Source organism: Chthonobacter albigriseus (genome assembly GCF_013839445.1).
Taxonomy (GTDB): domain Bacteria; phylum Pseudomonadota; class Alphaproteobacteria; order Rhizobiales; family Pleomorphomonadaceae; genus Chthonobacter; species Chthonobacter albigriseus.
The window spans coordinates 276,621-300,973 of sequence record NZ_JACDIT010000005.1 but is presented as its reverse complement, the minus strand read 5'-3'; the positions used below and the strand labels follow the sequence as shown (position 1 = coordinate 300,973).

The following is a 24,353-nucleotide window of genomic DNA, read 5'->3' as shown; positions in this document are numbered from 1 at the left end:
TCGGCTATTCCGCCGGCGCGAGAGCAGGCTGCCGCGCCCGCGCGACGCGGCGGACGACATGGGCTGTGAGCACCGCCGACGCCCCGAGCCCGACCACGATCATCCCCGACTTCAGCATCTCGGCCGTCGAGCCGTTTTCGACGCCGGCCGCCGACACGCTGCCAATCAGCACGTAGCAGAACAGCGCCGGCAGCGACGCGAGCGTTCCCACGATGTAGTCGCGGAAGGAGAGCCGCGACAGGCCGAGCAGATAGCTGGTCGGCGCGAAGGGCAGCACCGGCGACAGCCGGATCAGGCAGACCAGCCGCCAGCCCTCCGCTTCGAGAAGCGCGGTCACATCGGTCATCCCCGCATGCCGCTCGCGCAGGCGCTCGGCGAACGGCCGCAGCAGCGTGCGGCTGAGCAGGAAGGCGGCGGACGCCGCGGTCAGCAGCGCGACGGCGGAGATGGCGAAGCCGAGCACAGGTCCGTAGAGCGCGCCCGTCACCGCCCCGAGCACGGAGCCTGGGACGACGCCGAGCAGCGCGACGGCGAACTGGACGAGCGCGACCGCCACCCAGCCTGCCGGTCCGGCGTCGGCGAGCGCGCGGACGAAGGCGTCGAACCCGGCGGCGAGCGCTTCCCGCTCCAGGACGCCGACCGCCAGTCCGGCGGCGACGATCCCCGCGAGCGCAAACGCCTTCGCCTGGCCGGCGGAGAGCCCCGGGATCACAGCGCCTCGCGGTAGCTGCGCGGGCGCGCCTGCGGCAACGAAGCCGGCGGCTCGCTGAAGAGGCTCGTCTCGAAGCCGAGCCGGTCGGCGAGGAAGGCGAGCGACGTGGACATCACGCCGAGCCCGTAGACGCAGCTGCGGCGGAAGTTGATCGACGACGCCTCCGGGAAGTAGCGCGTCGGGCAGGAGATCTCGCCGATCCGGAACGACTGCGCCGCGGCGAGCGCCAGCATCTGGTTGTCGAACACGAAATCTTCCGAGCAGCGCTCCAGCGGCAGCGTCTCCAGCACCTCGCGGCTCCAGGCGCGGTAGCCGGTATGATACTCCGACAGCTTCAGCCCGAGCATCAGGTTCTGGAAGGCGGTGAGGAAGCGGTTGGCGACGTACTTGTAGGCGGGCATGCCGCCCTTGCGGGCGCCGGCGCCGAGGATGCGCGAGCCGAGCATCACGTCGTAGTGGCCGGAGGCGATCATCGCCGCCATGGCCCCGACCAGCCGGGGCGAATACTGGTAGTCCGGGTGCAGCATCACCACGATGTCGGCGCCGCGATTGAGGGCCGCGGCGTAGCAGGTCTTCTGGTTACCGCCGTAGCCGCGGTTCTTCTCGTGCCGGATGGTGTGGATGCCGAGCCGCTCCGCGAGCGCCACCGTGCCGTCCTTGCTGCAGTCGTCCGTGAGGATCACGTCGTCGACGATATCGCGGGGAATTTCCCGGACCGTCTGCTCCAGCGTCTTCTCGGCGTTGTAGGCCGGAAGCACCACGCAGACCCGCTTACCGTCGATCATGTCAAGACTCCCGCACACCATGTGATCGAACACAATTACACCGGGAACATAGTCTTAAGAGATTTACGGAACATTGCCGGTGACGTGTAGATCCACAGTAACGGCGCCAAGGATACATCGTGCAAATCGAAACGATGATGGTACAGCCGCGCGGCAGCGCCTCGCCGTCCGAGCGGCTGGCGAGGTCCGACATCGGTTCGCTCGTCGTCTTCGGCCTCTGGCTGGCGCTGTTCGCCCTGCTGGCGTGGACCCACACGCCCTGGCGCGACGAGGTCCGCGCACTGTCGATCGTGATGGAGGCGGGGAGCCTCTCCGAGCTCTTCGCCGGCATCCGGCCGGAGGGGCACCCGCTGCTCTGGTACGCGCTCCTGAAGCTCGGCTACGCCGTCAGTGGGTCGCCGCTGGCGCTGCCGGCGGTAGCCGCCCTGGTCGCCATCGCCTCGGCGGCGCTGATCGTGTTCAGGGCACCGTTCAGCCTGCCGCTGCGCGCCGCGATCGTCTTCTCCCAGGTGGTGCTGATCCATTTTGGCGTGATCGCGCGGAACTACGGCATCGCCTTCCTGCTGATCCTCTGCTTCGCCGCCCTGATGCGCGAGCCGCGCCGCAACGCGCCCTGGATAGCGCTTGTGCTGTTCCTGCTGCCGAACGCCAACGTGCCGGGCGCGGCGCTGGTGCCGGTGCTCGGGCTGGTCTGGGCCGGCGCCCTGCTGCCCGATCGGGCACGGCTCGCCGACTGGTTGACGCTCGCCAAATCCCCGGTCGTGCTCGCCGTCGCCGCGGCGGCGCTCGCCGGCATCGCGCTCTGCGCGATCACGGTCTACCCACCGACCCAGGATCTCTTCACCATCCGACACGAAAGCATCGCCTGGAGCCTCGCCAAGGGCATCGCGAACCCGGGTGAACTGTTTACAGTCATCGTCAACGACCTGCTGCCGGGCTGGACGACGTCGATCCTCATGGTGCTGATGATCGCCGGCCTGCGGCGCGAACCCCTGCTGGCCATGGCGCTCGGGGTCGTGACTCTGATCCTCGTCGCCTTGTTCGCGGCCGTCTATCCCGGTTGGTACCGGCACCAGTCGATGCTGATCGCAGCGGCGGTCGCCCTCTACTGGATCGCCGGTGACCGCCACCCGGGACAGGGCATCCACCGGATGGCGGGCGAATGGCCCCTGCTCACCACCATGGCCGCCGTGGTCGTGACCGGAGGGCCGACGGTCAAGACCATGATCGATGCCCCGTTCACGATGGCGCCCCGGCTCTGCGAAACCCTGTCATCCCGGCCGGACCTCAAGGACGCGATCCTCCTCGCCGAACCTCAATGGCTTCTGGAGAGCGTTCCCTACTATTGCCCGAACCGGCTCTACCTGACTCGCGAGGAGCGGTTCGGCACCGTCTCGATCTTTGCCTCAAGCAACATGAAGGTCGACTATGCGTTGCGCGACCTGCTCGATACGGCAGACCGCCTGCACAAGGAAACCGGCCACCCGATCGTCCTTGTTGTGTCTGCCAAACTCGACCTGGAGGATCCCCGCGGAGTGGAGAACTACCGCGAAAAGGTCCCGAACATGACTCCGGTTACGTTCGCCTTCGACAAGGAAAGCCTGGCGGAGCTCGCGCGACGGACAACCCGTCTTGAAGCGGCCGTTCCGACCTTGACGGACGAGACCTACGACATCCTGAAGTTCGAGTGACGGCGACGCCAGCCGCCCTTGCCCCGCGCGGCGGCCTCGGCCAATGTCCGCGCCATGAACTACCGCCACGCCTTCCACGCCGGAAACTTCGCCGACGTCCTGAAGCATGCCGTGCTTGCGCGGATCCTGGACCATCTCCGCCGGAAGGACGCCGCCTTCCGCGTGATCGACAGCCACGCCGGCGTCGGGCTCTACGACCTCGCCTCCGACGAGGCGCTGCGCACCGGCGAGTGGCAGGGTGGCATCGGTCGACTGACCGGGATCGACCTGCCGCCGCCGCTCGACGCCTTTCTGGCCCCGTATCGTGACGTGCTGGAGCGCGTGAACGGCGGCCGCGATATCCTGGTCTATCCAGGTTCGCCGATGATCGCCACGACCATGGGCCGCCTGCAGGACCGCTTCGTCTTCAACGAGCTGCACCCGGAGGACTCCCGCCAGCTGGCGGCCCAGTTCGCCACCGACCGACGGGTCCGCGTCACCGCGGAGGACGGCTGGATCACGGTCCGCAGCCAGCTGCCGCCGCAGGAGCGGCGCGGCCTGACGATCATCGACCCGCCGTTCGAAGAGGCCGGCGAGTTCGACAGGATCGCCCGCGCCCTGGGCGAGGCCGACAAGCGCTTCCAGACCGGCACCGTGCTCGCGTGGTATCCGATCAAGCACCGTGCGGACGTCGGCGCCTTCCACTACGCGGTCGAGAACAGCGGCATCCGCCGCGTGCTCCGCATCGAGCAGTGGGTCCGGACGCCGGGCGGCGAGGGACCGCTCGCCGGCGCGGGCATGCTGGTGGTGAACCCGCCCTGGAAACTGGCCGAGGAGGCCGCAGCGGCGATGCCTCACTTGACGGAACGCCTTGCCGCCGGCCCCGGTGCGGGTGGCCGCGTGGATTGGCTGGTGGGAGAATGACACCGTCGACATCCGGAGCACCGGGCGTTTACCCCGCCATGCATCCCGCGGCGGTACCGCTTGACCGGCCGCGTCCTGCTCGGTCATCGTGATCGCCCCGTTCAGCTTCAGGTGTCTCATGCGCCTTGCGATTCTCGCCCTTGCCGCTTTTCTCGCCCCTGCGCTCGCGATGGCCGGCGAACTGCCCGACCCGCGCGGACCCGGCGCCATCCCGCTCTGCGACGCGCCGTCGGTGGTGTCCGCCGTGATCGCCCGGCAGAACTGGGCCGAGGCGAACACCTGGCAGGACGGCAAGCGGATCGCCGGGGTGACGCACATCCGCCAGCGCTACGCCACCACCAAAGGCATGAGCCTGATCGAGCACCGCCACTGCCAGGCCCGTGCCCAGCTCGACAACGGCCGCACGGAGCACGTCTACTACGTGATCAGCCAGCGCGGCGGCTTCGTCGGCCTCTCCTGGGGTCTCGACGTCTGCCTGCCGAGCCAGGACTACTACAAGGTCTATGACGCGGATTGCCGGGTGCTGCGGTGAGGCGAGCGGCGGCCGCGTTCGCGGCGGCGTTCCTGATCGCGGCATCCCAACCGGCCGCTGCGGACACGCCGGGCGACTTCGACTTCTTCGTCCTCTCGCTCTCCTGGTCGCCGAGCTACTGCGAGGCGGAAGGCGACAGCGACGACCCGGAGTGCACGGGGTCGCGCCCCTACGCCTTTACCGTGCACGGCTTCTGGCCGCAGTACGAGCGGGGCTGGCCGGAGTTCTGCGACAGTGACTGGGACAGGCCGTCGCGACGGGACGTCGACGGCGTCGACGACCTCATGCCGAGCGACGGCCTGGTTCGCCACCAGTGGCGCAAGCACGGCAGTTGCTCGGGCTTCTCGCCGGCCGAATACTTCGAGGAGCTGCGCCGGGCGCGCGAAGCGGTGACCATCCCGCCCGCCCTGCGCCGGCTGGACCGCTACGTCACGGTGTCGCCGACCGCCGTGGAGGCGGCCTTCCGCGCCGCCAACCCGACGATCCCCGCAGCCGGCATCGCCGTCACCTGCGACCGCCGTCGCCTGCGGGAGGTGCGGATCTGCTTCTCCCGCGATCTGGAGTTCCGTTCCTGCGAGGAAATTGACCGGCGCGACTGCGACCGGTCGTCGGTCGTGATGCCTCCCGTCCGATGACGCCTATATGCATGGGAAGTTGGGCAGGAGAGGAGACGACCGAGATGGCGCACTTGAACCGGACGACGCCGTGGACCTGGCCGGCGCTGGTCGTCGCCGCGACGATGTTTCTCGCGCTCCCCGCGCTCGCCCAGGCGCCTGCGACGCAGCGCTTCGGCAACGCGGAGGTCGCCTGCGATCCCGATCTCAACTGCGTCGCCTTTCTGACCGCCAAGGATGCCGACGGCGAAACAGCGAGCGTCCTGCAGTTCCGCCGCAGCCCGGAGCGGCGCTCCCGCTGGTCGATCGCGATCAGCACGGTTCAGAATCTCGCCGACCGCAACCGGCCGATCTCGCTGGCTGCGGACGGCGGCATCGCCATCACGCTCCGCCCTGAATCGGACTACGCACCCTTCGTGACGGTGCGCGACTTCTTCATCCTGTCCCAGTTCGCCCTCGACCGGCTGATGGTCGACCTGCAGGCGAGCGAGACGATGCGGCTCTCCTACATCGACATATCGGGCGCACCCCATACCGACCGCTTCCAACTCGACGGCCTGCGCCAGGCCTTGCTCGAGGTCGATCGCCGGCAGAAGTTCGTGGTCGGCGACCGCAGGGCCGGTCCGCCGGAGGACCTGCCGCCGGCGCCGGAGGTCGACAAGCAGGCGATGGTCGCCATGCAGGGCGTACCGCCAAGCGTGATCGAGATGCACCTCGGCTCAGACTGCGAGGAGCCCGACACCCCGGCCTTCTCAGGGATCGAGCCGATCGTCGGCATCCTCTCCGACACCGCCATGCTCTACGCCCTGCCCTGCTTCCGCGCCAAGGAACGCGTGAACTGGCGGCTCTACCGGGTGGAGAGCGGCGAGATCGGCGGCGTCGACCTGCTGGTCTGGGCGACCTGGTCGTCGCGTTTCGGTTGGATGGGAACGGAGACGCTGGAGGACGTGGCCTGGAACGAGGACAGCCGAACCCTCTCCGCCACCAAACTCGGTGAAGCCGCGGGTTGCGGCACCACCGGAAGCTGGACCTGGGACCAGTTCGCCTTCAAGCTCGTCTCCTTCCGAGCCCACGAATCCTGCAACGCCCCTCGCGACCCTGCTTCCTGGCCGGAAATCTATCCCGGCCCGGGAAGCCAATGATGGATCATGCGCCGATGACCGACCTGACCCTGCGTTCCTCGCCCGCCTCGCCCTTCGGCCGCAAGGTCAAGCTGGCCGCCGCCGCCTGCGGGCTGACCGGACGGATCGACATCGTTCGCGCCGACACCAACGACCCGGCCGACAGCCTGCGGACGCAGAACCCGCTCGGCAAGATTCCGACGCTGGTCACCGCCGACGGCACCGTGCTCTACGACAGCCGCGTGATCGTGGAGTACCTGGACCACCTCGCCGGCGGCGGCAAGGTGATCCCGACCGAACCGAAGGCCCGCTTCGAGGCGCTGACCCTGCAGGCGCTGGGTGACGGGATCATGGATGCGGCGATCCTGCGCCGCTACGAGGCGACCCTGCGCGGCGAGGGCGAGCGCAGCGCAAGGTGGGACGGGCACCAGCAGGGCAAGGTGGACCGCGGGCTGGATCATCTCGAGGCGAACCTGCCCGCGGCGGAACGGCTGACCATCGGCGAGATCGCGGTGGCCGCCGCCCTCGCCTACCTCGACTTCCGCTTCGAGGGGAGCTGGCGCGCCGGCCATCCGAACCTGGCGGCTTGGCTCGACACCGTCGGCCCGCGCATGCCCGGGTGGGCCGAGACGACGCCGGCCTGAAGCGTGAGAACGGGGCGGCGAGCGGGCTCTCCGCCGCCATCACCCGTCTTTGCGCGATCGAGCGGCTTTTTGTGTGAAACTACGGATATATATACGACAAATGACGATAGAACATGCTAGAACTAGAATACATAAGCGTAAGTAATCGGCGAACTTACTTGATGAAGCCTTAGTCTACACGCTTCCTTAAAGCTCCCGTCCCATATTTCCCCCACATAAAGTCATGGGGGAATGTATGTCGCTGACCATCCGGTCCAAACTGTTACTGATCACCGGGCTGTTCATCGTACCGCTGGTGATGATGTCTTGGCTTTTTGTCGCTCAGAGCCGCAAGGACATCAATTTCGCGGCAGCCGAGCAGAGCGGCGTCACCTGGATGCGGAGCGCCTGGCCGGCCGAGGTCTCCTTCGCGACCACAGCGATCGGCGACAAGGCGGATCTTTCCACCCTGACTGGTCTGGTCGACGTCCCTCCCGACGTGGCGGGCGCTCGCGACAAGCTCGCCGACGTCGCCGCCGGCTCCGATCCGGCCGCCACCGCCGCCGCCTTCCGGGATCTGGCGACCGCCATCGGCAACGCCTCGAACCTCATTCTCGACCCGGATCTCGACAGCTACTATGTCATGGACATCGTGATCATGCGCCTGCCGGACATCGCCGGCCGCGCCACCGCCCTGGAGGCGATGGCCCGCGCGCAGGCCGGGATGCCCGAGCTCGACGACGACGCCAAGGCCGCCTACATGATCGAGCTCGGCCAGATCGAAGGCGCCGCCAACGCGATCCAGGCATCCTATGACGCCGCCGCCGCCAGCAATCCCGACGGATCCGTGAAGGCCGACCTCGCCGCCCCCGTGGCCGACCTGATCGCTGCGACGAAGACCTATCGCGAAACGGCGCTGGCCGTCGCCGGCACCCTGCGCGACCCCGCCCAGCGCGCCGCTACCGACCTCGACGGCTTCAAGGCCGCCCGCGTCGCCCTGGTCAAGTCGGCCGACGCCCTCTGGACCAAGTCTGCCGCCAACCTCGACCACCTGCTCGACCTCCGGATCGGCGGCTTCAGCAGCCGCCTCTGGACCATGCTCGGTCTGGCGCTCGGCGTCGCCGCGCTCGCCATCGGCGCCGCCATGGCCGCTTCGGTCTCCATCATGCGCTCCATCGATCGCCTCGACCGCCGCATCCGTGCGCTCGGGGACGACGACCTCCACGCCGTCATCGAAGGCGCGGACGGCAAGGACGAGATCGCCAAGGTCGCCCGCGCAGTCGGCTATTTCCGCGACCGCACCATCGAGAAGCTGGAGGAGGCCAACGGCGAGGAACGCCGCCGCGAGCTGCTGGCCGGCGAGAAGAAGGCGCTCGCCGCCGTCGCCGACAAGCTGCGCAAGTCGGTCGGCGCGGTGGTCGAGGGCATCGCCGAGGTCGCCACGTCGCTCAAGCAGCAGTCGACCGTCGTGAGCGGCAACGCGGCCCGCACCTACACCGAACTCGACGTCTCCCTCCGCAAGCTGCAGGCCGCCAACGGCGACGTCTCGATCGTCGTCGCGGCGGTGACCGAGCTCTCCTCCTCGATCGCGGAGATCTCCGCGCAGACCGCCCGCTCGGCCGCCGAGGCCGACGTCGCGCGGACCCGCGCCGAGGCAGCCCGCGCCGTCGGCGACCGGCTCGCCAACACGTCGACGCGGATCGGCGAGATCTCGGCGCTGATCTCGGCCATCGCCCAGCAGACCAACCTGCTCGCCCTCAACGCCACCATCGAAGCGGCGCGCGCCGGCGAGGCCGGTCGCGGCTTCGCAGTGGTCGCAGCCGAGGTCAAGGCGCTCGCCAACCAGACCTCCAAGGCCACCGAGGAGATCGAATCCCAGGTCGAGGACATCCGGCAGGCGGCCACCGACGTGCTGGATGCGGTCGGCGAAGTGACCGAGGCGATCGTCGGCATCTCGTCGCTGGCAACCTCCATCGCCGGCGCCGTGGAACAGCAGAACGCCGCCACCACCGAAATCAACGGCAGCCTGTCGCGCGCCACGGGCACCAACGAGGAGGTCGTCTCCGGTCTCGCCGTCCTGCCCAAGATCGCCAACGAGACCGAAGCGGCCGCCATCGCCCTGGACCGCCTGAGCGGCACTCTGGTTGGCCAGGTCAACGGCCTCAACAGCGAGGTCGACCGCTTGCTGCGCGATCTGACGGACCGTCGCGGCGACAGCCGGACGGCGGTCGCCGGCAGCCGCGTCCGCATCGACTTCGGCCAGGGCCCGCAGTCCTGCGTGCTGGAGAACATCTCCGTGGCAGGGCTGGGCGTCCGCCTGGACCGTCCCGCCGCCGTCGGCGCGAGCCTCAAGCTCGACCTGCCGAGCCGCTCCGTGAACGGCAAGGTGGTGTGGACCGAGGACGGCACCACCGGCATCCAGCTGGTCAAGGCGCGCTTCACCGAGGCCGAACTGGATGCGCTCTCCGGGGTCCGCCAGGCTGCCTGAGACGAACGATCCCACATTGGACCGACGCCCCGGAGCCCGCTCCGGGGCGTTTCTTGTTCCGCGCCCCGGTTTGCCCTATGAGGCGCGCCATGAGCACGCAACCGAAGCCCCCCGGCACCATCTACGTCGACGGCGACGCCTGCCCCGTCAAGGACGAGGTCTACCGTGTCGCCGAGCGGCACCGCTGGCCGGTGGTCGTGGTGTCGAACAGCTGGATCTCGATCCCGCGCGACGGATCGGTGCGCCTGGAGGTCGTACCGAGCGGCCCCGACGTGGCCGACGACTGGATCGCCGCGCGGGCCGGTGCCGGCGACGTGGTGGTCACGGCGGACATTCCGCTGGCCAGCCGCTGCGTTAAGGCCGGCGCCGCCGTCATTTCACCGACCGGCAAACCCTTCGACGAGGGCTCGATCGGCATGGCGCTTGCCGTCCGCGACCTGATGACCGACCTGCGTTCCACCGGCGAGATCACCGGCGGCCCCCGCCCCTTCGCGCCGAAGGACCGCTCGCGCTTCCTCTCCGCCCTGCACGAGGCGATCGTGCGCATCTCCCGGCGCGGTTGACCCGTCCCGAAACGCAGAAGAGCCCGGCCTTGCGGGCCGGGCTCTTCCGTGGAAGTCCGATCGTCGGTGGATCAGAACTTGTAGCCGACGCCAACCTTGACGAGGTGGCCGGTGAAGTCCAGATCGGCCGAATCGGTACCGTCGGAGTAGGTCTCCGAGCCGGCGTCGATGTAGTTGTACTCGCCGCGGACGGTGACGTTCTCGGTCAGAGCGGCCTCGACACCGGCGCCGACGACGTAGCCGACGTGGGTGTTGCTGTCGCTGCCGCCGGGAAGATCGACTTCGCCGAAGCCGACCGCAAGACCGGCGGTGCCGTAGACCAGCACGCTGTCGAAGGCGTAGCCGACGCGGGCACGGACGGTCGACAGATAGCTGTCGCTCGTGGAGCCGGTGTCACCGAGGGCGGTGGCGAAGCCTTCGTCGCTGCCGAACCAGTGGAAGTCGGCCTCGCCGCCGACCACCCAGTTCGGGGTCACGGCGTAGTTGTAGCCGACGAAGGCGCCGGCCGCGAAGGCGTCGGTGAAGGCACTGTCGTCACCGAACACGTAGCCTGCGTCGGCGCCGATGTAGGTTCCGGTCCAGTCGAACGCGGTCGGCTCGACCATGGTCTCGGCCATCGGGGCGGCGGGGATCGGCTCCGGCAGGTCCGCGGCGAAGGCCGGGGCGGCCACCAGCACGGCGGATCCAGCGAAGAGGGCTGCGATCACACGGTTCATGGAAATACTCCTTAAGCTCAAACACGGGCGCCGGATCGCGGGGGGAGGATCGCAAAGACCGGCGACAACACATCGTCACGGCGCGCTGCCTGGAGGGCGGGGGCGCGACCGGATCGACCCGGACGTTGACCCCTGATTGTGGCTGGGCGCGTCTCATGCAATGGCGACAATGCGGCGAGGACGGGAAAGTTTCGTGGATCGCCGGGTCATGGTGAAGGGTGTGTTAACCCTGCCACGCGATTAAGCCACACGTTAAAACTTTTCATTCTCAACGGGAACTGAACCGCCGGGCTCGTGGTTTCGTATGCCCTTCCGAGCGGACCGGAATCCTGGTCCCGGCGCGTTCAAGCCTTCGCGATCAGCCCTGTCCACGGCAGAGCCGAAGCCTATGTCCAGCGTGGCACTTATCGGAGACGGGCCCATGTATCACCACGAAAGAGGCGTCGCTGTGGTCACCGGTGCGGCCCGCCGCATCGGAAGGGCAATCGCGCTCGATCTCGCCGCCGAGGGCTACGCGGTGGCGCTCCACTGCAATCGCTCGCGCGAGGAGGCCGAGGACGTCGCCGACGAGATCCGCCGCGGCCAGGGCCGCGTGGCCGTGATCACCGCCGACCTCGCCGACCTCGACGCGGTCGCCCGCATCATTCCCGAGGCCGAACGCCGGCTCGGCCCGGTCGACGTGCTCGTCAACAACGCCAGTGCTTTCGAACGCGACGAAGCGACGAGCCTGGAGCCGAACCTCTGGGCCCGGCACATGAACGTCAACCTCGCCGCCCCGGTGTTCCTCGCCCGCGACCTCGCCAACCGCCTGCCCCCCACCCGCGACGGTGTGGTGATCAACCTGATCGACCAGCGGGTCTGGCGGCCGAACCCGATGTTCTTCTCCTACACGCTCTCCAAGTCGGCTTTATGGAGCGCGACGCAGACGCTTGCCCAGGCGCTCGCCCCCCGCGTCCGCGTCGCCGGCATCGGCCCCGGGCCGACGCTGGCCAATGTCCGCCAGGGCCCGGACGACTTCCGCAAGCAGACGGACGCCGTGCTCCTGCAGCGCGGCCCGAGCCTCGACGAGATCACCGCCGCGGTCCGCTTCATCCTGGAGAGCCGCTCCTTCACCGGCCAGATGCTCGCCCTCGACGGCGGCCAGCACCTCGCCTGGGAGACCCCCGACGTGGTCGGGATCGCCGAATAGGCCTTGCTCTTCAGGTCGGTAGCGCCCTCGGTCGACGCTTGACATCCCTCAACGTGCGGGTGCGGAAAACGGATACAATTCGGCACACACGCAAGACAGGAGACGTGGTTTAGTCCGGCCCGATCGCGGCTGGCTTGTCCCGCCGCCCGTCCAGGAGCCGAAGATGACCGCAGCCGTGGAGTCCGCGCCCGAGCGCCGACGCGTGGAGGACGTGCTGAAGACAGCTTCGCGCACCGGCGCGCGGCGACGCTGGCGCAGCCGCATGGTCTGGACCGTCGTGGCCGTCGCCCTGCTCGGCGGCGGATACGCCTGGTGGGCGAGCCGATCGGCGGTCGCCACCACCTACGCCACCGCCGTCGCGGCTCGCGGCGCGCTCACCGTGGAGGTGACGGCGACGGGATCGATCTACCCGACCAACCAGGTGGAGGTCGGCAGCGAGCTCTCCGGCACCGTGCGGGCCGTGAACGTCACCTACAACAGCCCCGTCCGGAAGGGCGATGTGCTCGCCGAGCTCGACACCGACAAGCTCGACGTGTCCGTGGCGAGCGCCCGCGCCAAGCTCGCCGCCTCCCGCGCCAAGGTCAGCGAGGCGGACGCAACCATCCGCCAATCGCAGGCCGAGTACGACCGCAAGGTGGTGCTGCTGGAGCGGACCGTCATCTCGGCGCAGGAACTGGAAACGTCAAAGGCCGCGCTCGACCGCGCGATCGCCGCACGCACCAGCGCGGAGGCCGACGTGGAGGTCGCCGCGGCGGACCTGAGGCTCGCCGAAACCAACCTTACCAAGGCTAAGATCCTCTCGCCCATCGACGGCGTGGTGCTGTCCCGCTCGGTGGATCCCGGCCAGACCGTCGCCGCCTCGCTGCAGGCGCCGGTGCTCTTCTCGCTCGCCGAGGACCTGAAGCGCATGGAACTGCGCGTCGACGTGGACGAGGCCGACGTCGGCCGGGTCGCCATCGGTCAGGCCGCGTCCTTCGCGGTCGATGCCTACCCCGATCGCACCTTCCCCGCCTCCATCCGCGATATCCGCTTCGCCTCCGAGACCGTGCAGAACGTGGTGACCTACAAGGCCCTGCTCGACGTCGACAACCGCGATCTGGCGCTCCGCCCGGGCATGACCGCAACCGCGGACATCGTCGTGGAGCATCACGACGACGCCCTCCTGGTGCCGAACGCTGCGCTGCGCTGGGCGCCGCCGGCAGAGACCGCAGCGAGCAGCGGCGGCCTCTTGTCGAGGCTCCTGCCTCGCCCACCGCAGGCGCCGGCCAAACCGACGAGCGCGAACGAAGGCCGCCAGCGGACGCTCTACGTCCTGAAGGACGGCGTCCCCTCCCCAGTGATGGTGGAAACCGGCTCGAGCGACGATCGCAATACCATCGTCGCCTCCGGCGACCTGGCACCCGGCGACGCGGTGGTCGTGGACTCCACGACGAAGCAGCCGTGATGACCGAGGTGACGCCCCTCGTCGAGTTCCGCGGCATCGCCCGTCGCTATGGCGAGGGTGATGCGGAGGTGCGCGCGCTCGACGGCGTCGACCTCGCCATTGCCGCCGGCGAGTTCGTGGCGGTGATGGGCCCATCCGGTTCAGGCAAGTCGACCGCGATGAACATCATCGGTTGCCTGGATACGCCGACGGCGGGCGAATACCTCTTCGACGGCGTCTCGGTGAGCGGCCTCGACCGGGACGCCCGCACCATCCTGCGCCGCAGCTTTCTCGGCTTTGTGTTCCAGGGCTTCAACCTGCTGCCCCGCACCAGCGCCCAGGAGAACGTGGAGCTGCCGCTGGTCTACCGGGGCGTCGGCGCGGCCGAGCGGACCGCGCTCGCCCGCGAGGCGCTCGCCCGCGTGGGCCTTCAGGGCCGCGAGCACCATGTGCCGTCCGCGCTCTCCGGCGGCCAGCAGCAGCGCGTCGCGATCGCTCGCGCCATCGTCACGGATCCGATGCTGCTTCTCGCCGACGAGCCGACCGGCAACCTCGACACCCGCACCAGCGAGGAGATCATGGCGCTCCTCACCGAGCTCAACACCGAACGCGGCATCACCGTGGTGATGGTGACGCACGAGCCCGACATCGCCGCCTTCGCCCACCGGACGATCCGTTTCAAGGACGGCCGTGTGGACAGCGACACCGCCACGGCGAGGGCCGCCTGATGCTTTGGGAAACCCTGCTGCTCGCCGTCCGCACCATACGCCGCAACACGCTCCGCTCCTTCCTGACCGTGCTCGGCATCGTCATCGGCGTCGCCGCGGTGATCGCCATGGTGACCGTCGGCAACGGCGCGACGGCCAAGATCACCAGCGAACTCTCCTCGATGGGGAACAACCTCCTGTTCGCCCGGCCCGGCCAGATGGGACCCGGCGCACCCTCCTCCTCCGCCCGGTCCTTCACTCTGGCCGACGCCGATGCCATCCGCGCCGATGTCGGCGGCATTCTCGCCGTCGCCCCGGTGTCGCAGAAGAGCGTCGCGGTCGTCGCCGGTTCGGAGAGCCGCACCGTCGGTCTCGTCGGCACCAACGCCGACTACCTGACGACGCAGGCCTGGTCTGTCTCCTCCGGTCGCAACTTCACGGAGAGCGAGGCCCGCGCCGGCCGCTCCGTCTGCCTGATCGGCGAGACCGTGCGCCAAGAGTTGTTCGGCACCGCCGACCCGGTCGGCCAGACCATCCGGGTCAAGAACATCGCCTGCCCGGTGGTCGGGCTCTTGGTGGAGCGGGGCGAATCGACGGTCGGCAGCGACCGCGACGACACGGTGATCATGCCGCTGCGCGCCTTCCAGCGGCGGATAGCCGGCACCACCACCGTCGACACCATCCTGATCTCCGCCCGGGACGGCGTCGACACGGGCAAGGTCCAGGCGGCGGTGGAGGATCTCCTGCGCGAACGGCGCGACATCCTCGCCGGTGACGACGACGACTTCTCCGTCCGCGACATGCGCCAGCTGGTGCAGACGATGACGGCGACCACCACCATCCTCACCGGCCTGCTCGGAGCGGTCGCCGCCGTCAGCCTTGTGGTCGGCGGCATCGGCATCATGAACATCATGCTGGTCTCGGTCACCGAGCGCACCCGCGAGATCGGCATCCGCCTCGCCATCGGCGCGCTGGAGCACCAGGTGCTGACCCAGTTCCTGGTCGAGGCCGTCGTGCTTTCCCTGTTCGGCGGACTGATCGGCATCCTCACCGGGCTCTCGCTCGCCTACGGCACGGCCCGGCTCCTCTCCGTGCCCTTCATCGTCGACCCCACGATCGTCGCCCTCGCCTTCGCCTTCTCCGCCCTTGTCGGCGTCGCCTTCGGATTTTTCCCCGCAAGGCGCGCCGCGCGGCTGGACCCGATCGAAGCGCTCCGGCACGAGTAGGATGGAGGCATCAAGCGCCCGGGCGAAATCCTGCCGGCTTGGTCCTATATAGAATCAGCTGACGCCGGCTGACGCGAATCGCCGGTAGGCGGATGGGGGCGCGCGGCCCTTTGGGCGGATTTGCATGGACGACATGAAGGACCAGGATCGCATTCCGGAGCCGGCCGAGGTGGCCGCCCTCGCGCCCGTGGCGGGCGGCGACGACGACACGCTGGCGCCGATGGACGTGGAGGACGGCGACGCCGAGGAGGCGGCCGACCTTGACGCGGCGGTCGAGGCGGAAGGCTCGGAGATCGACATCGACGGCAAGGACGGCCGCAAGGGCGTCGCCGTCGTCGCCGGCATGGTCAAGCTGCTGCCCAACGCCCCGGGCGTCTACCGGATGCTCAACGAGGCCGGCGACGTGCTCTACGTGGGCAAGGCGCGCTCGCTGAAGAAGCGCGTGTCGAACTACACCCGGCTCGGCCAGCTTCCGACGCGCATCATCCGCATGGTGCAGCTGACGGCATCGATGGAGTTCGTCCGCACGGCAACGGAGACCGAGGCGCTGCTGCTGGAGGCCAACCTCATCAAGCAGTTGCGGCCGCGCTTCAATGTGCTGCTGCGCGACGACAAGAGCTTTCCCTACATCCTGATTGCCGAGGATCACGAGGCGCCGCAGCTGGTGAAGCACCGCGGCGCCCGCAGCCGGAAGGGCCGCTACTTCGGCCCCTTCGCCTCCGCCGGCGCGGTGGACCGCACCATCAACGCGCTGCAGAAGGCCTTCCTGATCCGCACCTGCGCGGACGGCGTCTACCAGTCGCGCACGCGGCCCTGCATGCTCCACCAGATCAAGCGCTGCGCCGGCCCCTGCACCGGCGAGATCGCCCTCGACGAGTACCGCGTGCTGGTCCGCGAGGCCGAGGACTTCCTTTCCGGCAAGTCGAGCGTAATCCGCAAGGAACTCGCCGCCGAGATGGCGAAGGCCGCCGAGGACATGGACTACGAGCGCGCCGCCGTCTACCGCGACCGGCTGGCCTCGCTCAGCCACGTCCAGGGCCACCAGGGCATCAACCCGCAAGGGGTGGACGAGGCCGACGTCTTCGCGCTGCATGGCGACGGCGGGCACTACTGCGTGCAGGTGTTCTTCTTCCGCACCGGCCAGAACTGGGGCAACCACGCCTTCTTCCCCAAGGTCGCCGCCGGCACCGAGCCGATGGAGGTGCTGACCTCCTTCATCGCGCAGTTCTACGACGACCGCCCGCCGCCGCGGCTGATCCTGCTCAGCCACGACCTCGACGAGATGGAGCTGCTGTCGCGCGCCCTCACCGAGAAGGCGGAGCACCGGGTGGAGGTGCTGCGCCCGCAGCGCGGCGAAAAGCGCGAACTGGTCGACCACGCCGTCCAGAACGCCCGCGAGGCGCTCGGCCGCAAGCTCGCCGACACCTCCAGCCAGGCGCGCCTGCTGGAAGGCCTCGGCAAGGTGTTCGGGCTGGAGGTGCCGCCGCGCCGGATCGAGGTCTACGACAACTCGCACATCATGGGCACCAACCCGGTCGGCGCCATGATCGTCGCCGGACCCGGCGGCTTCGTGAAGAACCAGTACCGCAAGTTCAACATCCGCTCCGAGGAGATCACCCCGGGCGACGACTTCGGCATGATGCGCGAGGTGATGACCCGCCGCTTCTCCCGGCTTGTCAAGGAACACGGCAGCCGCCAGACGGCGCCGCGCGACGAGGACGGCTTCGGCCCCTGGCCGGACCTGATCCTGATCGACGGCGGCCAGGGCCAGCTGAACGCGGTTCGCGCGATCCTGACCGACCTCGGCCTGGCCGACATGCCGATGGTGGGCGTCGCCAAGGGGCCGGACCGCGATGCCGGCCGCGAGCGCTTCTTCATACCAGGCCGGGCGGACTTCATGCTGCCGACCCGCGACCCGGTGCTCTACTTCATCCAGCGGATGCGCGACGAGGCCCACCGCTTCGCCATCGGCAGCCACCGCGCTCGCCGCAGCCGCCAGATCTCCAAGGGCGGCCTGGAGGAGATCCCCGGCGTCGGCCCGACCCGCAAGCGCGCTCTGCTCAACCACTTCGGCACGCTGAAGGCGATCCAGCGCGCCGGCCTCAGCGACCTGGAAGCCGTCCCCGGCCTCAGCACGTCCACCGCCAAGGCCATCTACGACTACTTCCACGAGCAGGCTTGATGGTCTAGAATATAAGCTGGAACTTATAGAAGTTTTGACCTATATTCGCCATGCCATGGACCGTATTGATTCACGATGAGTTCGAGCCGGAAGCGGCCTCTTGGCCTGTTGCGGCAAGAGAGGGCCTCGTCGCATCAATGGAACTGCTTGCGGCTATCGGACCCCAGTTGAACCGTCCACATGCCGACACGCTGACGGGGTCGCGGTTCGTGAACATGAAGGAACTGCGGTTTCGGACAAGAGACGGAATCTGGCGCATCGCGTTCGCATTCGACCCGAACCGTCGGGCAGTCCTCCTGGTCGGGGGAGACAAGGCTGGTCTGGATCAGAGGCGGTTCTATCGCCGGCTGATCGCGAAGGCGGATCATCGATTCGCGAAGTGGCTTGCGACTCAAGGAGAGGACGGATGAGATGGCGATAACCGCCGACGAATTCAGCCGGAAGTATCTGACTGAAGAGCAGCGACAGCACGCAAAGTCGCTTGCCCAGGATCTCGTCGCAGAAGTCCGCACCATGCAGGAACTTCGCAAGTGGCTGGAGCTGACCCAGACGGAGGTCGCCGGGCGTCTCGGAAAAAATCAGGTGTCAGTCGCCCAACTGGAGCGCCGGATTGATCCGAAGGTCTCCACCTTGCGCGAGTATATAGAGGCCATGGGAGGCCGGCTTGATCTTGTCGTTCGGTTCGATGACCGACCGCCGGTGCTGCTGGCGATGCCGGACGAGGAGCGAGAGCCCGATCGTCCGGCCGATACGGCGGCTGAGTAACCTTCGACCAGGACCGGCCGACCTCTACATCCCGAATTCCTGGTTCAGGATGAGCTTGCCGACGATCCGGCCGTCGCAGTCGGTGGCCGCGTGGGCGGCGCAGTCGCCGGCGGAAAGCGTGTTGCCGTGCCAACGCAGGTCGACTGTCGCCCACTCCGTGGCCTTCCAACTCGCGCCGATGTCGTACCAGGCGTAGTTCGGCACGTCGTCGTCCACGTAATGTGCATAGGTGAGCCCGCTCGACACGCTGAACCCTTTCGGCAGAGGCACCTCGATCGAACCGCCGACCTTGATCGCCGCGTCGGGCGACACGTCGGAATAGGGCTGATAGGTGACCTTGCCGCCGAGGTTGACCGCCTCCGGGATCGACATGGCAGCCGCCGCATAGAGATCCCAGGTGTCGCGGCCCTCGTCGGCGAGCGTGTAGGTGGAGCCGCCGGTCGCGGTGACGTTCTCCGCCACGGGAGCGCTGGCATGCCCGTGCAGCACGAAATCGCTCGCATCCGGGTTGCCGAAGATCTGTTCCCGCGTCAGGCTGACGTCGAAAGCGACCTGCCCGAGGGTCGGCCGGGCTCCGGCGGTGAGCGCGACGCCCATGTCGGGATCGTCGCCCTCGGTGAAGGTCGCCAGCGCGCCATAGAAAGCGCCGTAAGCGGCTTCCACGCGTCCGAATGCATAGAGACCGTGGTCGGTGGTTGAGATACCCTCGCGATAGTCGTCGCTGGCGATCGCGGCCACGGCCTTCACCGTGGGACGGTCGGGCGGCAGCGGCGCCGGGGCGTCGAACGGACCGGGTTCGGCGTAGGGATCGGCCGAAACTGCGGGCCCGGAGGCGAGGACGAGCGGAATGAGGCCGCACACGGCGGCAAGGATCGGACGGTTACGCATGACAGGACACCGGCACTAGAACCAAGCTTCATTCATGAACGCGTGATGGCATGCATGGTAAACCGACGTCGTGAACGCTTTCTAAACCGGCCGTGCCGGCTCTCGGCACCAGCTGTCGGCAGCCTTGCTCTCGGAGCCTCCGCCATGCCATGGAACGGACATGACCGCGCTCGATAACCGGCTGATGCAAACGGCCCTGTCGCTCCCGAACATCCTGACCTACCTGCGGATCGTCGCGGTGCCGCTGGTCGCCGCCTGCTTCTACGTCGAGGGCGACCTCGGCCGCTGGTTGGCTTTCGCCCTGTTCGCCGCGGCGTCGATCACCGACTATTTCGATGGCTACCTCGCTCGTGCCTGGAAGCAGCAGTCCTCGCTCGGCCGCATGCTCGACCCGATCGCCGACAAGCTGCTCGTCGCCGTCAGCCTGCTGGTGCTGACCGGCGCCGGCACGATCGGCGGTTGGTCGCTCTGGGCGGCGGTGATCATCCTGATGCGCGAGATCTTCGTCTCCGGCTTGCGCGAGTTCCTCGCCGAGCTGAAGGTCAGCGTTCCCGTCACCCGCCTCGCCAAGTGGAAGACCACGATCCAGCTCCTGGCGATCGGCATCCTCCTCGCCGGCCCCGCCGCCGACAAGCTGATCACCGGCATCTCCGAACTGGGCCTGGTGATGCTGTGGACCGCGGCGATCGTGACGCTCTACACCGGCTACGACTATTTCCGCGCCGGCGTCGGCTACCTGATGGAGGTCGAGCCGTGAAGCTCGTCTATTTCGCCTGGGTCCGCGAGCGCATCGGCCTCACCGAGGAAACGGTGGACCTCCCCGCGACAGTGACGACGGCGGGCGACCTCGTGCGTTGGCTGGCCGGCCGCGGCGACAACTACGCCCACGCCTTCGAGGCCCCGGACGCGATCCGCGTCGCCGTCGACCATGAACACGTGGACCAGGAGAGCCCGGTGCGGGACGCCCGCGAGGTCGCCCTCTTCCCGCCGATGACCGGAGGCTGAGGCCATGCCCGCGTCGATCGCCGTCCGCGTGCAGGCGGAGGACTTCGACGTCGGCGCCGAGATCGAGGCGCTGCATCGCGGCCGATCAGACGTCGGTGCGGTGGTCAGCTTTGTCGGCCTCTGCCGCGACGAGGGCGGCGCGCTGGCGGCCCTCGAGCTGGAGCACTACCCGGGCATGGCCGAGGCGGAGATCGGGCGCGTCGCGGCCGAGGCCGCCGCACGGTGGCCTGACGTTACCGCCATCACGGCCATCCACCGCCACGGACGCATTGCGCCCGGCGGCCGCATCGTTCTCGTCGTCACCGCCTCGCCGCACCGGACCGCGGCCTTCCAGGCCGCCGAGTTCCTGATGGACTTCCTGAAGACCCGGGCCCCCTTCTGGAAGAAGGAACACCGCACCGACGGCACGAGCGGCGACTGGGTGGCCGCCAAGGGCGCCGACGACGAGAAGGCGGGACGGTGGTGAGGGCGACGCGGTGATCGGCGAGCGTCGTCAGCCGGGTTTCACAGCCGAGAAAACCAGGCTGCGCCCGGCGGCGCTGCCGAACGCGTTGGCTTGCGGCAACACCGCCTCGACTTCCGTGCGAAGATCGGCATCGTACCGTCTGATCTTCGCCTTGTAGCGGACCGCCGCCAGTTTCAGGACCGGCCACAGCAGGCCGTAGAGGATCCGCGCGCTCTTCTTGATGCGGTCGGTGGTGGTGGTGATCGCCTCGAAACCCGCGAACCGCAGGCCATAGTGCCAATACTGCACCGGCAGCGGCGAGATATGGCCGCAGAGCCGCCCAGCGTTGCTCAGCTTCGCGCTCGGGGTCGGGTACATGTAGTAGTGGCCGGTCAGGAGGAAGCTGAAGCGGCTGGTCATGTGCATGACGTTGGGCACGGAGAAGATGATCCTGCCGCCCGGCTTCAGCACCCGGAAGACCTCCTCGATCAGAAGGTAGGGCGCGCGGGTGTGCTCTAACACCTCGATCGCGGTGACCACGTCGAAGCTGTTGTCGGCGAACGGCAGCCCGGCGTTGAGATCCACCACCTGGCTCGGAACCTCGGGCGCGGCATAGGCGTCGAGGTCGATATCCACGGCCATCAGGTTGCCGGCGACCGGCCAGTTCTTTTCGGCGAAGCGCTTTGCGACCGTCTGCAGGAAGGACCCTCTGCCGCAGCCGAGATCCAGGATCTTCGGCGGCGCCGACATCAACGGCTCGAGCATGTCGTGAATGCGGGCGTTGGTGATCCGATGCGACGCGATGGCGGTAGGCGAACTGGCCATGGGATCCCCGGAGCTGCAGCGGACACAGCCGGTGAAAGGCCGTTACCCCTGATCCGCGTGCCTGCGACAGGAATGCCTGTCCGGCCGCACTAACGCCTCGGAAGATCTGTAAATACTTCTGATTCCGCAACACCAAAACGAGACAGTGCGCGGTTTGTCAGAAGATCCGCACCGTTTTTACCGCAAGTCTTTGCCCTATCATTCCCCACCCTTGGGACCCCAGAAGATCACCCAGGTCTGGAAATCGTCGGTGAAACCCTCGAAGCGATGCTCCACGCCGGCTTCCACGAAGATCACGTCGCCGGGCCCGAAGGGTTTCCGCTCGCCCGCCTTGTTGAACATGCCGCTGCCGGCGACCACGACGTAGAGCTCGTCCTGGCTGTGCGGCGTCTGCGTGTCCTCGCCCACCGGCGCATAGAGTTCCACCGACATGGTGCCGTGCTTCAGCAGCACCGCAAAGGGATGGTCGGCCTCGAACAGCGATTCGCGGGCATCGGCGAGGGGAATCAGCCAGTCGGCCATGTCGGCTCCGGAAACGTTTGGCGCGCGGGCGCTCGGGAATGGGCGGACCGGACGCTGGGCCCGGCCCGCCACCGATCTCACTCGGCCGCCTGCGCGCTCGCCTTCGGCTGGACCTCGGCCATGTAGGCGTCGAGCAGCGTCTTGGTGATCGCCGCCGGCTTGTAGCTGTGCGGGCCGATCTCGGCGACCGGGGTCACCTCCGCCGCCGTGCCGCAGATGAAGCACTCGGTGAACGTGGAGAGCTCCTCCGGCATGATGTGCCGCTCGACGACCTTGATGCCGGCGCGCCGGGCGAGGTCCACGACGGTCTGACGGGTGATGCCGTTCAGGAAGCAGTCCGGCGTCGGCGTGTGCAGCTCGCCGTCCTTGACGAAGAAGACGTTGGCGCCGGTCGCCTCCGCGACGTAGCCGCGGTAGTCGTACATCAGCGCGTCGGCGTAGCCCTTGGCTTCCGCCGCATGCTTGGAGATCGTGCAGATCATATACAGGCCGGCCGCCTTGGACCGCGACGGCGCGGTCTTCGGGTCCGGGCGGCGGTATTCCGCGATGTCGAGACGGATGCCCTTCAGCCGCTCTTCCGGGTTGAAGTAGCTCGGCCAGGCCCACGCGGCGATGGCGAGATGAATGGTGTTGTTCTGGGCCGACACGCCCATCATCTCCGACCCGCGCCAGGCGATCGGACGGATGTAGCCGTCGACGAGGTTCATCCGCTTCAGGGTCTCGCGGCTGGCCTCGTTGATCACCTCGGCGCTGTAGGGGATCTCGAAACCGAGGATCCGGCCCGATTCGATCAGCCGGTCGGTGTGCTCCTTGAGCTTGAAGATCTCGCCGCCGTAGGCGCGCTCGCCCTCGAACACGGCGCTCGCGTAGTGCAGGCCGTGGGTGAGCACGTGCACTTTGGCATCCCGCCAGTCGACGAACTTTCCGTCGAACCAGATGACGCCGTCGCGATCGTCGAAGGGAACCGAAGCCATGTCCTTTTCTCCCGGATGTGTCGTGTCGCCGGCAAGGGCCTGCGTTGTCGGCGGCGATTATGGACCGCTCCGCCCTGGAAGGACAGTCACGGTGACCTACCTTTTGCGTCGCAGCGAATGAGCCTGTATGGTTTACGGAACAACCCGATCCGGGCCGTTTTGCGACCGATCCTGTCGTCCGAATGGCCCGACCAGTAACAATCGAACTCAGATAAGTCAATATGGCTGACGTAAATTGGCTCGATCGACCTGATGTGACGGACCGCCGCGCCGGGCCGGCGGTGATCGACTATGAACTGATCGAGCTGCTCTTCTTCGCCTACCGCGACTTCGTGGCCGAGCCGGACCAGGCGCTTGCCGCGCTCGGCTTCGGCCGCGCCCACCACCGGGTGCTGCACTTCGTCAACCGGAATCCGGGCCTGCGGGTGACCGATCTCCTTGAAACGCTACGCATCACCAAGCAGTCTCTCGGTCGCGTCTTGAAGCAACTCGTCGACGAGGGTTACATCGACCAGACGCCCGGCCCCGTCGACCGGCGGCAGCGCCTGCTCTACGCGACCGACAAGGGCAAGCGGCTCGCCGTGGACCTGGCTGCCCGCCAGTCCGCCCGGATCCAGGCGGCGCTGGATGGCACGCCCCCGGAGACCCGCGAGGCGGTCCGCGGCTTCCTGGACCGCATGATCGACCGGACTCCCTATGTGGTGGCCGACGACGAGGAGAGCTGACGCGATGTCCACCCTGCGCGCCAAGGCGGCCGTGACCGACGATGCCGCTCACGTGCTGGTGGTGGACGACGACAGCCGGATCCGACAATTGCTCGCCAAGTTCCTCGGCGCCAACGGCTTCCGCGTCACCGGCGCGGCGGACGCAGCCGATGCCCGGCACAAGCTGGCCTCGATCGACTTCGACCTCCTGGTGCTCGACGTGATGATGCCCGGCGAGGACGGCTTCGGCCTGACCGGCGCGCTGCGCGGCCGCAGCGACGTGCCGATCCTGCTCTTGACCGCGCGCGCCGACGGCGAGGACAGGGTGCGCGGCCTGGAGGCCGGCGCCGACGACTACCTCACCAAACCCTTCGAGCCGCGCGAGCTTCTCCTGCGGATCAACAACCTGCTGCGCCGTCGCAACGCGGGCGGGGCCAAGCCGGCCATTGCCGACACCATCGCCTTCGGCCGCTTTGTCTTCGACCTCAAGCGCGAGGAGCTGCGCGACGGCGAGGACGTGATTCGTCTCACCGACCGCGAGCGCCAGCTGCTCACGCTGTTCGCCACCTCGCCGGAGGGCACCGTCTCGCGCGAGGCGTTGGCCGGCCCGGACGCCGCCGTCGGCGAACGCACGGTGGACGTCCAGATCAACAGGCTCCGCCGCAAGATCGAGGATGACCCGGCCAACCCCCTGCACCTCCAGACCGTGCGCGGCATCGGCTACCGCCTGCGTTTCGACTGAGGGCGGAG

27 protein-coding genes are annotated in these 24,353 nt (G+C 68.2%); 20 read left to right on the top strand and 7 right to left on the bottom strand.

Annotated features, from left to right (window positions below; genetic code table 11):
• Positions 1-4: 4 nt before the first annotated feature.
• Both HZ321_RS15380 and HZ321_RS15375 read right to left on the bottom strand, forming a co-directional pair.
• Positions 5-712 (bottom strand): VTT domain-containing protein, encoded by a 708-nt coding sequence (locus HZ321_RS15380; RefSeq protein ID WP_181703264.1) that lies wholly within the window; start codon positions 710-712, stop codon positions 5-7.
• The gene (locus HZ321_RS15375) at positions 709-1,497 is read right to left on the bottom strand and encodes a glycosyltransferase family 2 protein (protein WP_181703263.1); all 789 of its coding nucleotides are present in this window, start codon (positions 1,495-1,497) and stop codon (positions 709-711) included. Before HZ321_RS15375 ends, HZ321_RS15380 begins: the two co-directional genes overlap by 4 nt.
• Positions 1,498-1,616: 119 nt before the next feature.
• Here HZ321_RS15375 and HZ321_RS15370 point away from each other — a divergent pair, with 119 nt between their 5' ends.
• The 8 genes from HZ321_RS15370 (at position 1,617) to HZ321_RS15335 (ending at position 10,032) form a co-directional block, all read left to right on the top strand.
• Entirely contained in the window at positions 1,617-3,188 is a 1,572-nt protein-coding gene (locus HZ321_RS15370) for a hypothetical protein (RefSeq protein WP_181703262.1), read from the top strand.
• A gap of 18 nt (positions 3,189-3,206) precedes the next feature.
• A complete protein-coding gene (locus HZ321_RS15365) occupies positions 3,207-4,091 on the top strand; it encodes a 23S rRNA (adenine(2030)-N(6))-methyltransferase RlmJ (protein ID WP_244635892.1) in 885 nt (294 codons plus the stop codon).
• A 118-nt stretch (positions 4,092-4,209) separates the two neighbouring features.
• Positions 4,210-4,623, top strand: coding sequence for a hypothetical protein (locus HZ321_RS15360; protein WP_181703261.1), 414 nt, complete (start codon positions 4,210-4,212; stop codon positions 4,621-4,623).
• Positions 4,620-5,258, top strand: a complete 639-nt coding sequence (locus HZ321_RS15355) for a ribonuclease T2 (protein ID WP_181703260.1) — start codon at positions 4,620-4,622, stop codon at positions 5,256-5,258. Before HZ321_RS15360 ends, HZ321_RS15355 begins: the two co-directional genes overlap by 4 nt.
• Positions 5,259-5,302: 44 nt before the next feature.
• Positions 5,303-6,379, top strand: coding sequence for a DUF1176 domain-containing protein (locus HZ321_RS15350; RefSeq protein WP_181703259.1), 1,077 nt, complete (start codon positions 5,303-5,305; stop codon positions 6,377-6,379).
• Positions 6,380-6,393: 14 nt separating this feature from the next.
• The gene (locus HZ321_RS15345; RefSeq protein ID WP_181703258.1) at positions 6,394-7,002 is read left to right on the top strand and encodes a glutathione S-transferase family protein; all 609 of its coding nucleotides are present in this window, start codon (positions 6,394-6,396) and stop codon (positions 7,000-7,002) included.
• A gap of 235 nt (positions 7,003-7,237) precedes the next feature.
• Positions 7,238-9,469 (top strand): methyl-accepting chemotaxis protein, encoded by a 2,232-nt coding sequence (locus HZ321_RS15340; protein WP_181703257.1) that lies wholly within the window; start codon positions 7,238-7,240, stop codon positions 9,467-9,469.
• Between the two features lie 89 nt (positions 9,470-9,558).
• Positions 9,559-10,032, top strand: coding sequence for a YaiI/YqxD family protein (locus tag HZ321_RS15335; RefSeq protein ID WP_181703256.1), 474 nt, complete (start codon positions 9,559-9,561; stop codon positions 10,030-10,032).
• Between the two features lie 71 nt (positions 10,033-10,103).
• Here the strand turns inward: HZ321_RS15335 and HZ321_RS15330 are convergent, their stop codons facing one another.
• A complete protein-coding gene (locus tag HZ321_RS15330; protein ID WP_181703255.1) occupies positions 10,104-10,748 on the bottom strand; it encodes an outer membrane protein in 645 nt (214 codons plus the stop codon).
• A 421-nt stretch (positions 10,749-11,169) separates the two neighbouring features.
• Between HZ321_RS15330 and HZ321_RS15325 the strand changes: the two genes are divergently transcribed.
• From HZ321_RS15325 to HZ321_RS15295, 7 genes are all read left to right on the top strand, one after another.
• Positions 11,170-11,937: an SDR family oxidoreductase gene (locus tag HZ321_RS15325; protein ID WP_181703254.1), complete on the top strand. Its 768-nt coding sequence runs from the start codon at positions 11,170-11,172 to the stop codon at positions 11,935-11,937.
• Positions 11,938-12,100: 163 nt separating this feature from the next.
• Positions 12,101-13,381 (top strand): efflux RND transporter periplasmic adaptor subunit, encoded by a 1,281-nt coding sequence (locus HZ321_RS15320; protein WP_181703252.1) that lies wholly within the window; start codon positions 12,101-12,103, stop codon positions 13,379-13,381.
• Complete coding sequence (locus tag HZ321_RS15315) at positions 13,381-14,088, top strand: ABC transporter ATP-binding protein (RefSeq protein ID WP_181703251.1); 708 nt, start codon at positions 13,381-13,383, stop codon at positions 14,086-14,088. Before HZ321_RS15320 ends, HZ321_RS15315 begins: the two co-directional genes overlap by 1 nt.
• Positions 14,088-15,293 (top strand): ABC transporter permease, encoded by a 1,206-nt coding sequence (locus HZ321_RS15310; protein ID WP_181703250.1) that lies wholly within the window; start codon positions 14,088-14,090, stop codon positions 15,291-15,293. Before HZ321_RS15315 ends, HZ321_RS15310 begins: the two co-directional genes overlap by 1 nt.
• Before the next feature lie 220 nt (positions 15,294-15,513).
• Positions 15,514-17,475 carry an excinuclease ABC subunit UvrC gene (uvrC, locus tag HZ321_RS15305; RefSeq protein ID WP_181703288.1) on the top strand — a complete coding sequence of 654 codons (1,962 nt, stop codon included), beginning with the start codon at positions 15,514-15,516 and terminating at the stop codon, positions 17,473-17,475.
• Between the two features lie 50 nt (positions 17,476-17,525).
• On the top strand, positions 17,526-17,885 hold the full coding sequence (locus HZ321_RS15300; RefSeq protein WP_181703249.1) for a type II toxin-antitoxin system RelE/ParE family toxin: 360 nt from the start codon (positions 17,526-17,528) through the stop codon (positions 17,883-17,885).
• Between the two features lies 1 nt (position 17,886).
• A complete protein-coding gene (locus HZ321_RS15295; protein ID WP_181703248.1) occupies positions 17,887-18,240 on the top strand; it encodes a helix-turn-helix domain-containing protein in 354 nt (117 codons plus the stop codon).
• Positions 18,241-18,264: 24 nt separating this feature from the next.
• On the opposite strand, the gene HZ321_RS15290 is transcribed toward HZ321_RS15295, so the two are convergent.
• Positions 18,265-19,128: a hypothetical protein gene (locus HZ321_RS15290; protein ID WP_181703247.1), complete on the bottom strand. Its 864-nt coding sequence runs from the start codon at positions 19,126-19,128 to the stop codon at positions 18,265-18,267.
• A gap of 160 nt (positions 19,129-19,288) precedes the next feature.
• On the opposite strand from HZ321_RS15290, the gene pgsA reads away from it, so the two are divergent.
• From pgsA to HZ321_RS15275, 3 genes are read left to right on the top strand one after another with little or no spacing between them, the layout of a single operon-like run.
• Complete coding sequence (pgsA, locus tag HZ321_RS21535; RefSeq protein ID WP_244635890.1) at positions 19,289-19,885, top strand: CDP-diacylglycerol--glycerol-3-phosphate 3-phosphatidyltransferase; 597 nt, start codon at positions 19,289-19,291, stop codon at positions 19,883-19,885.
• Positions 19,882-20,133 (top strand): molybdopterin converting factor subunit 1, encoded by a 252-nt coding sequence (moaD, locus tag HZ321_RS21530; RefSeq protein ID WP_181703246.1) that lies wholly within the window; start codon positions 19,882-19,884, stop codon positions 20,131-20,133. Before pgsA ends, moaD begins: the two co-directional genes overlap by 4 nt.
• Positions 20,134-20,137: 4 nt before the next feature.
• Positions 20,138-20,599: a molybdenum cofactor biosynthesis protein MoaE gene (locus tag HZ321_RS15275; RefSeq protein WP_181703245.1), complete on the top strand. Its 462-nt coding sequence runs from the start codon at positions 20,138-20,140 to the stop codon at positions 20,597-20,599.
• A gap of 27 nt (positions 20,600-20,626) precedes the next feature.
• Here the strand turns inward: HZ321_RS15275 and HZ321_RS15270 are convergent, their stop codons facing one another.
• The 3 genes from HZ321_RS15270 to HZ321_RS15260 form a co-directional block, all read right to left on the bottom strand.
• Positions 20,627-21,403, bottom strand: a complete 777-nt coding sequence (locus HZ321_RS15270; RefSeq protein WP_181703244.1) for a class I SAM-dependent methyltransferase — start codon at positions 21,401-21,403, stop codon at positions 20,627-20,629.
• A 198-nt stretch (positions 21,404-21,601) separates the two neighbouring features.
• The gene (locus HZ321_RS15265; protein WP_181703243.1) at positions 21,602-21,925 is read right to left on the bottom strand and encodes a cupin domain-containing protein; all 324 of its coding nucleotides are present in this window, start codon (positions 21,923-21,925) and stop codon (positions 21,602-21,604) included.
• Between the two features lie 77 nt (positions 21,926-22,002).
• Positions 22,003-22,899, bottom strand: a complete 897-nt coding sequence (locus HZ321_RS15260) for a branched-chain amino acid aminotransferase (protein ID WP_181703242.1) — start codon at positions 22,897-22,899, stop codon at positions 22,003-22,005.
• Positions 22,900-23,120: 221 nt separating this feature from the next.
• Here HZ321_RS15260 and HZ321_RS15255 point away from each other — a divergent pair, with 221 nt between their 5' ends.
• Both HZ321_RS15255 and HZ321_RS15250 read left to right on the top strand, forming a co-directional pair.
• On the top strand, positions 23,121-23,624 hold the full coding sequence (locus HZ321_RS15255) for a MarR family winged helix-turn-helix transcriptional regulator (protein WP_181703241.1): 504 nt from the start codon (positions 23,121-23,123) through the stop codon (positions 23,622-23,624).
• A 13-nt stretch (positions 23,625-23,637) separates the two neighbouring features.
• Complete coding sequence (locus tag HZ321_RS15250; RefSeq protein ID WP_425305409.1) at positions 23,638-24,345, top strand: response regulator; 708 nt, start codon at positions 23,638-23,640, stop codon at positions 24,343-24,345.
• The last annotated feature ends 8 nt before the right edge of the window (positions 24,346-24,353 follow it).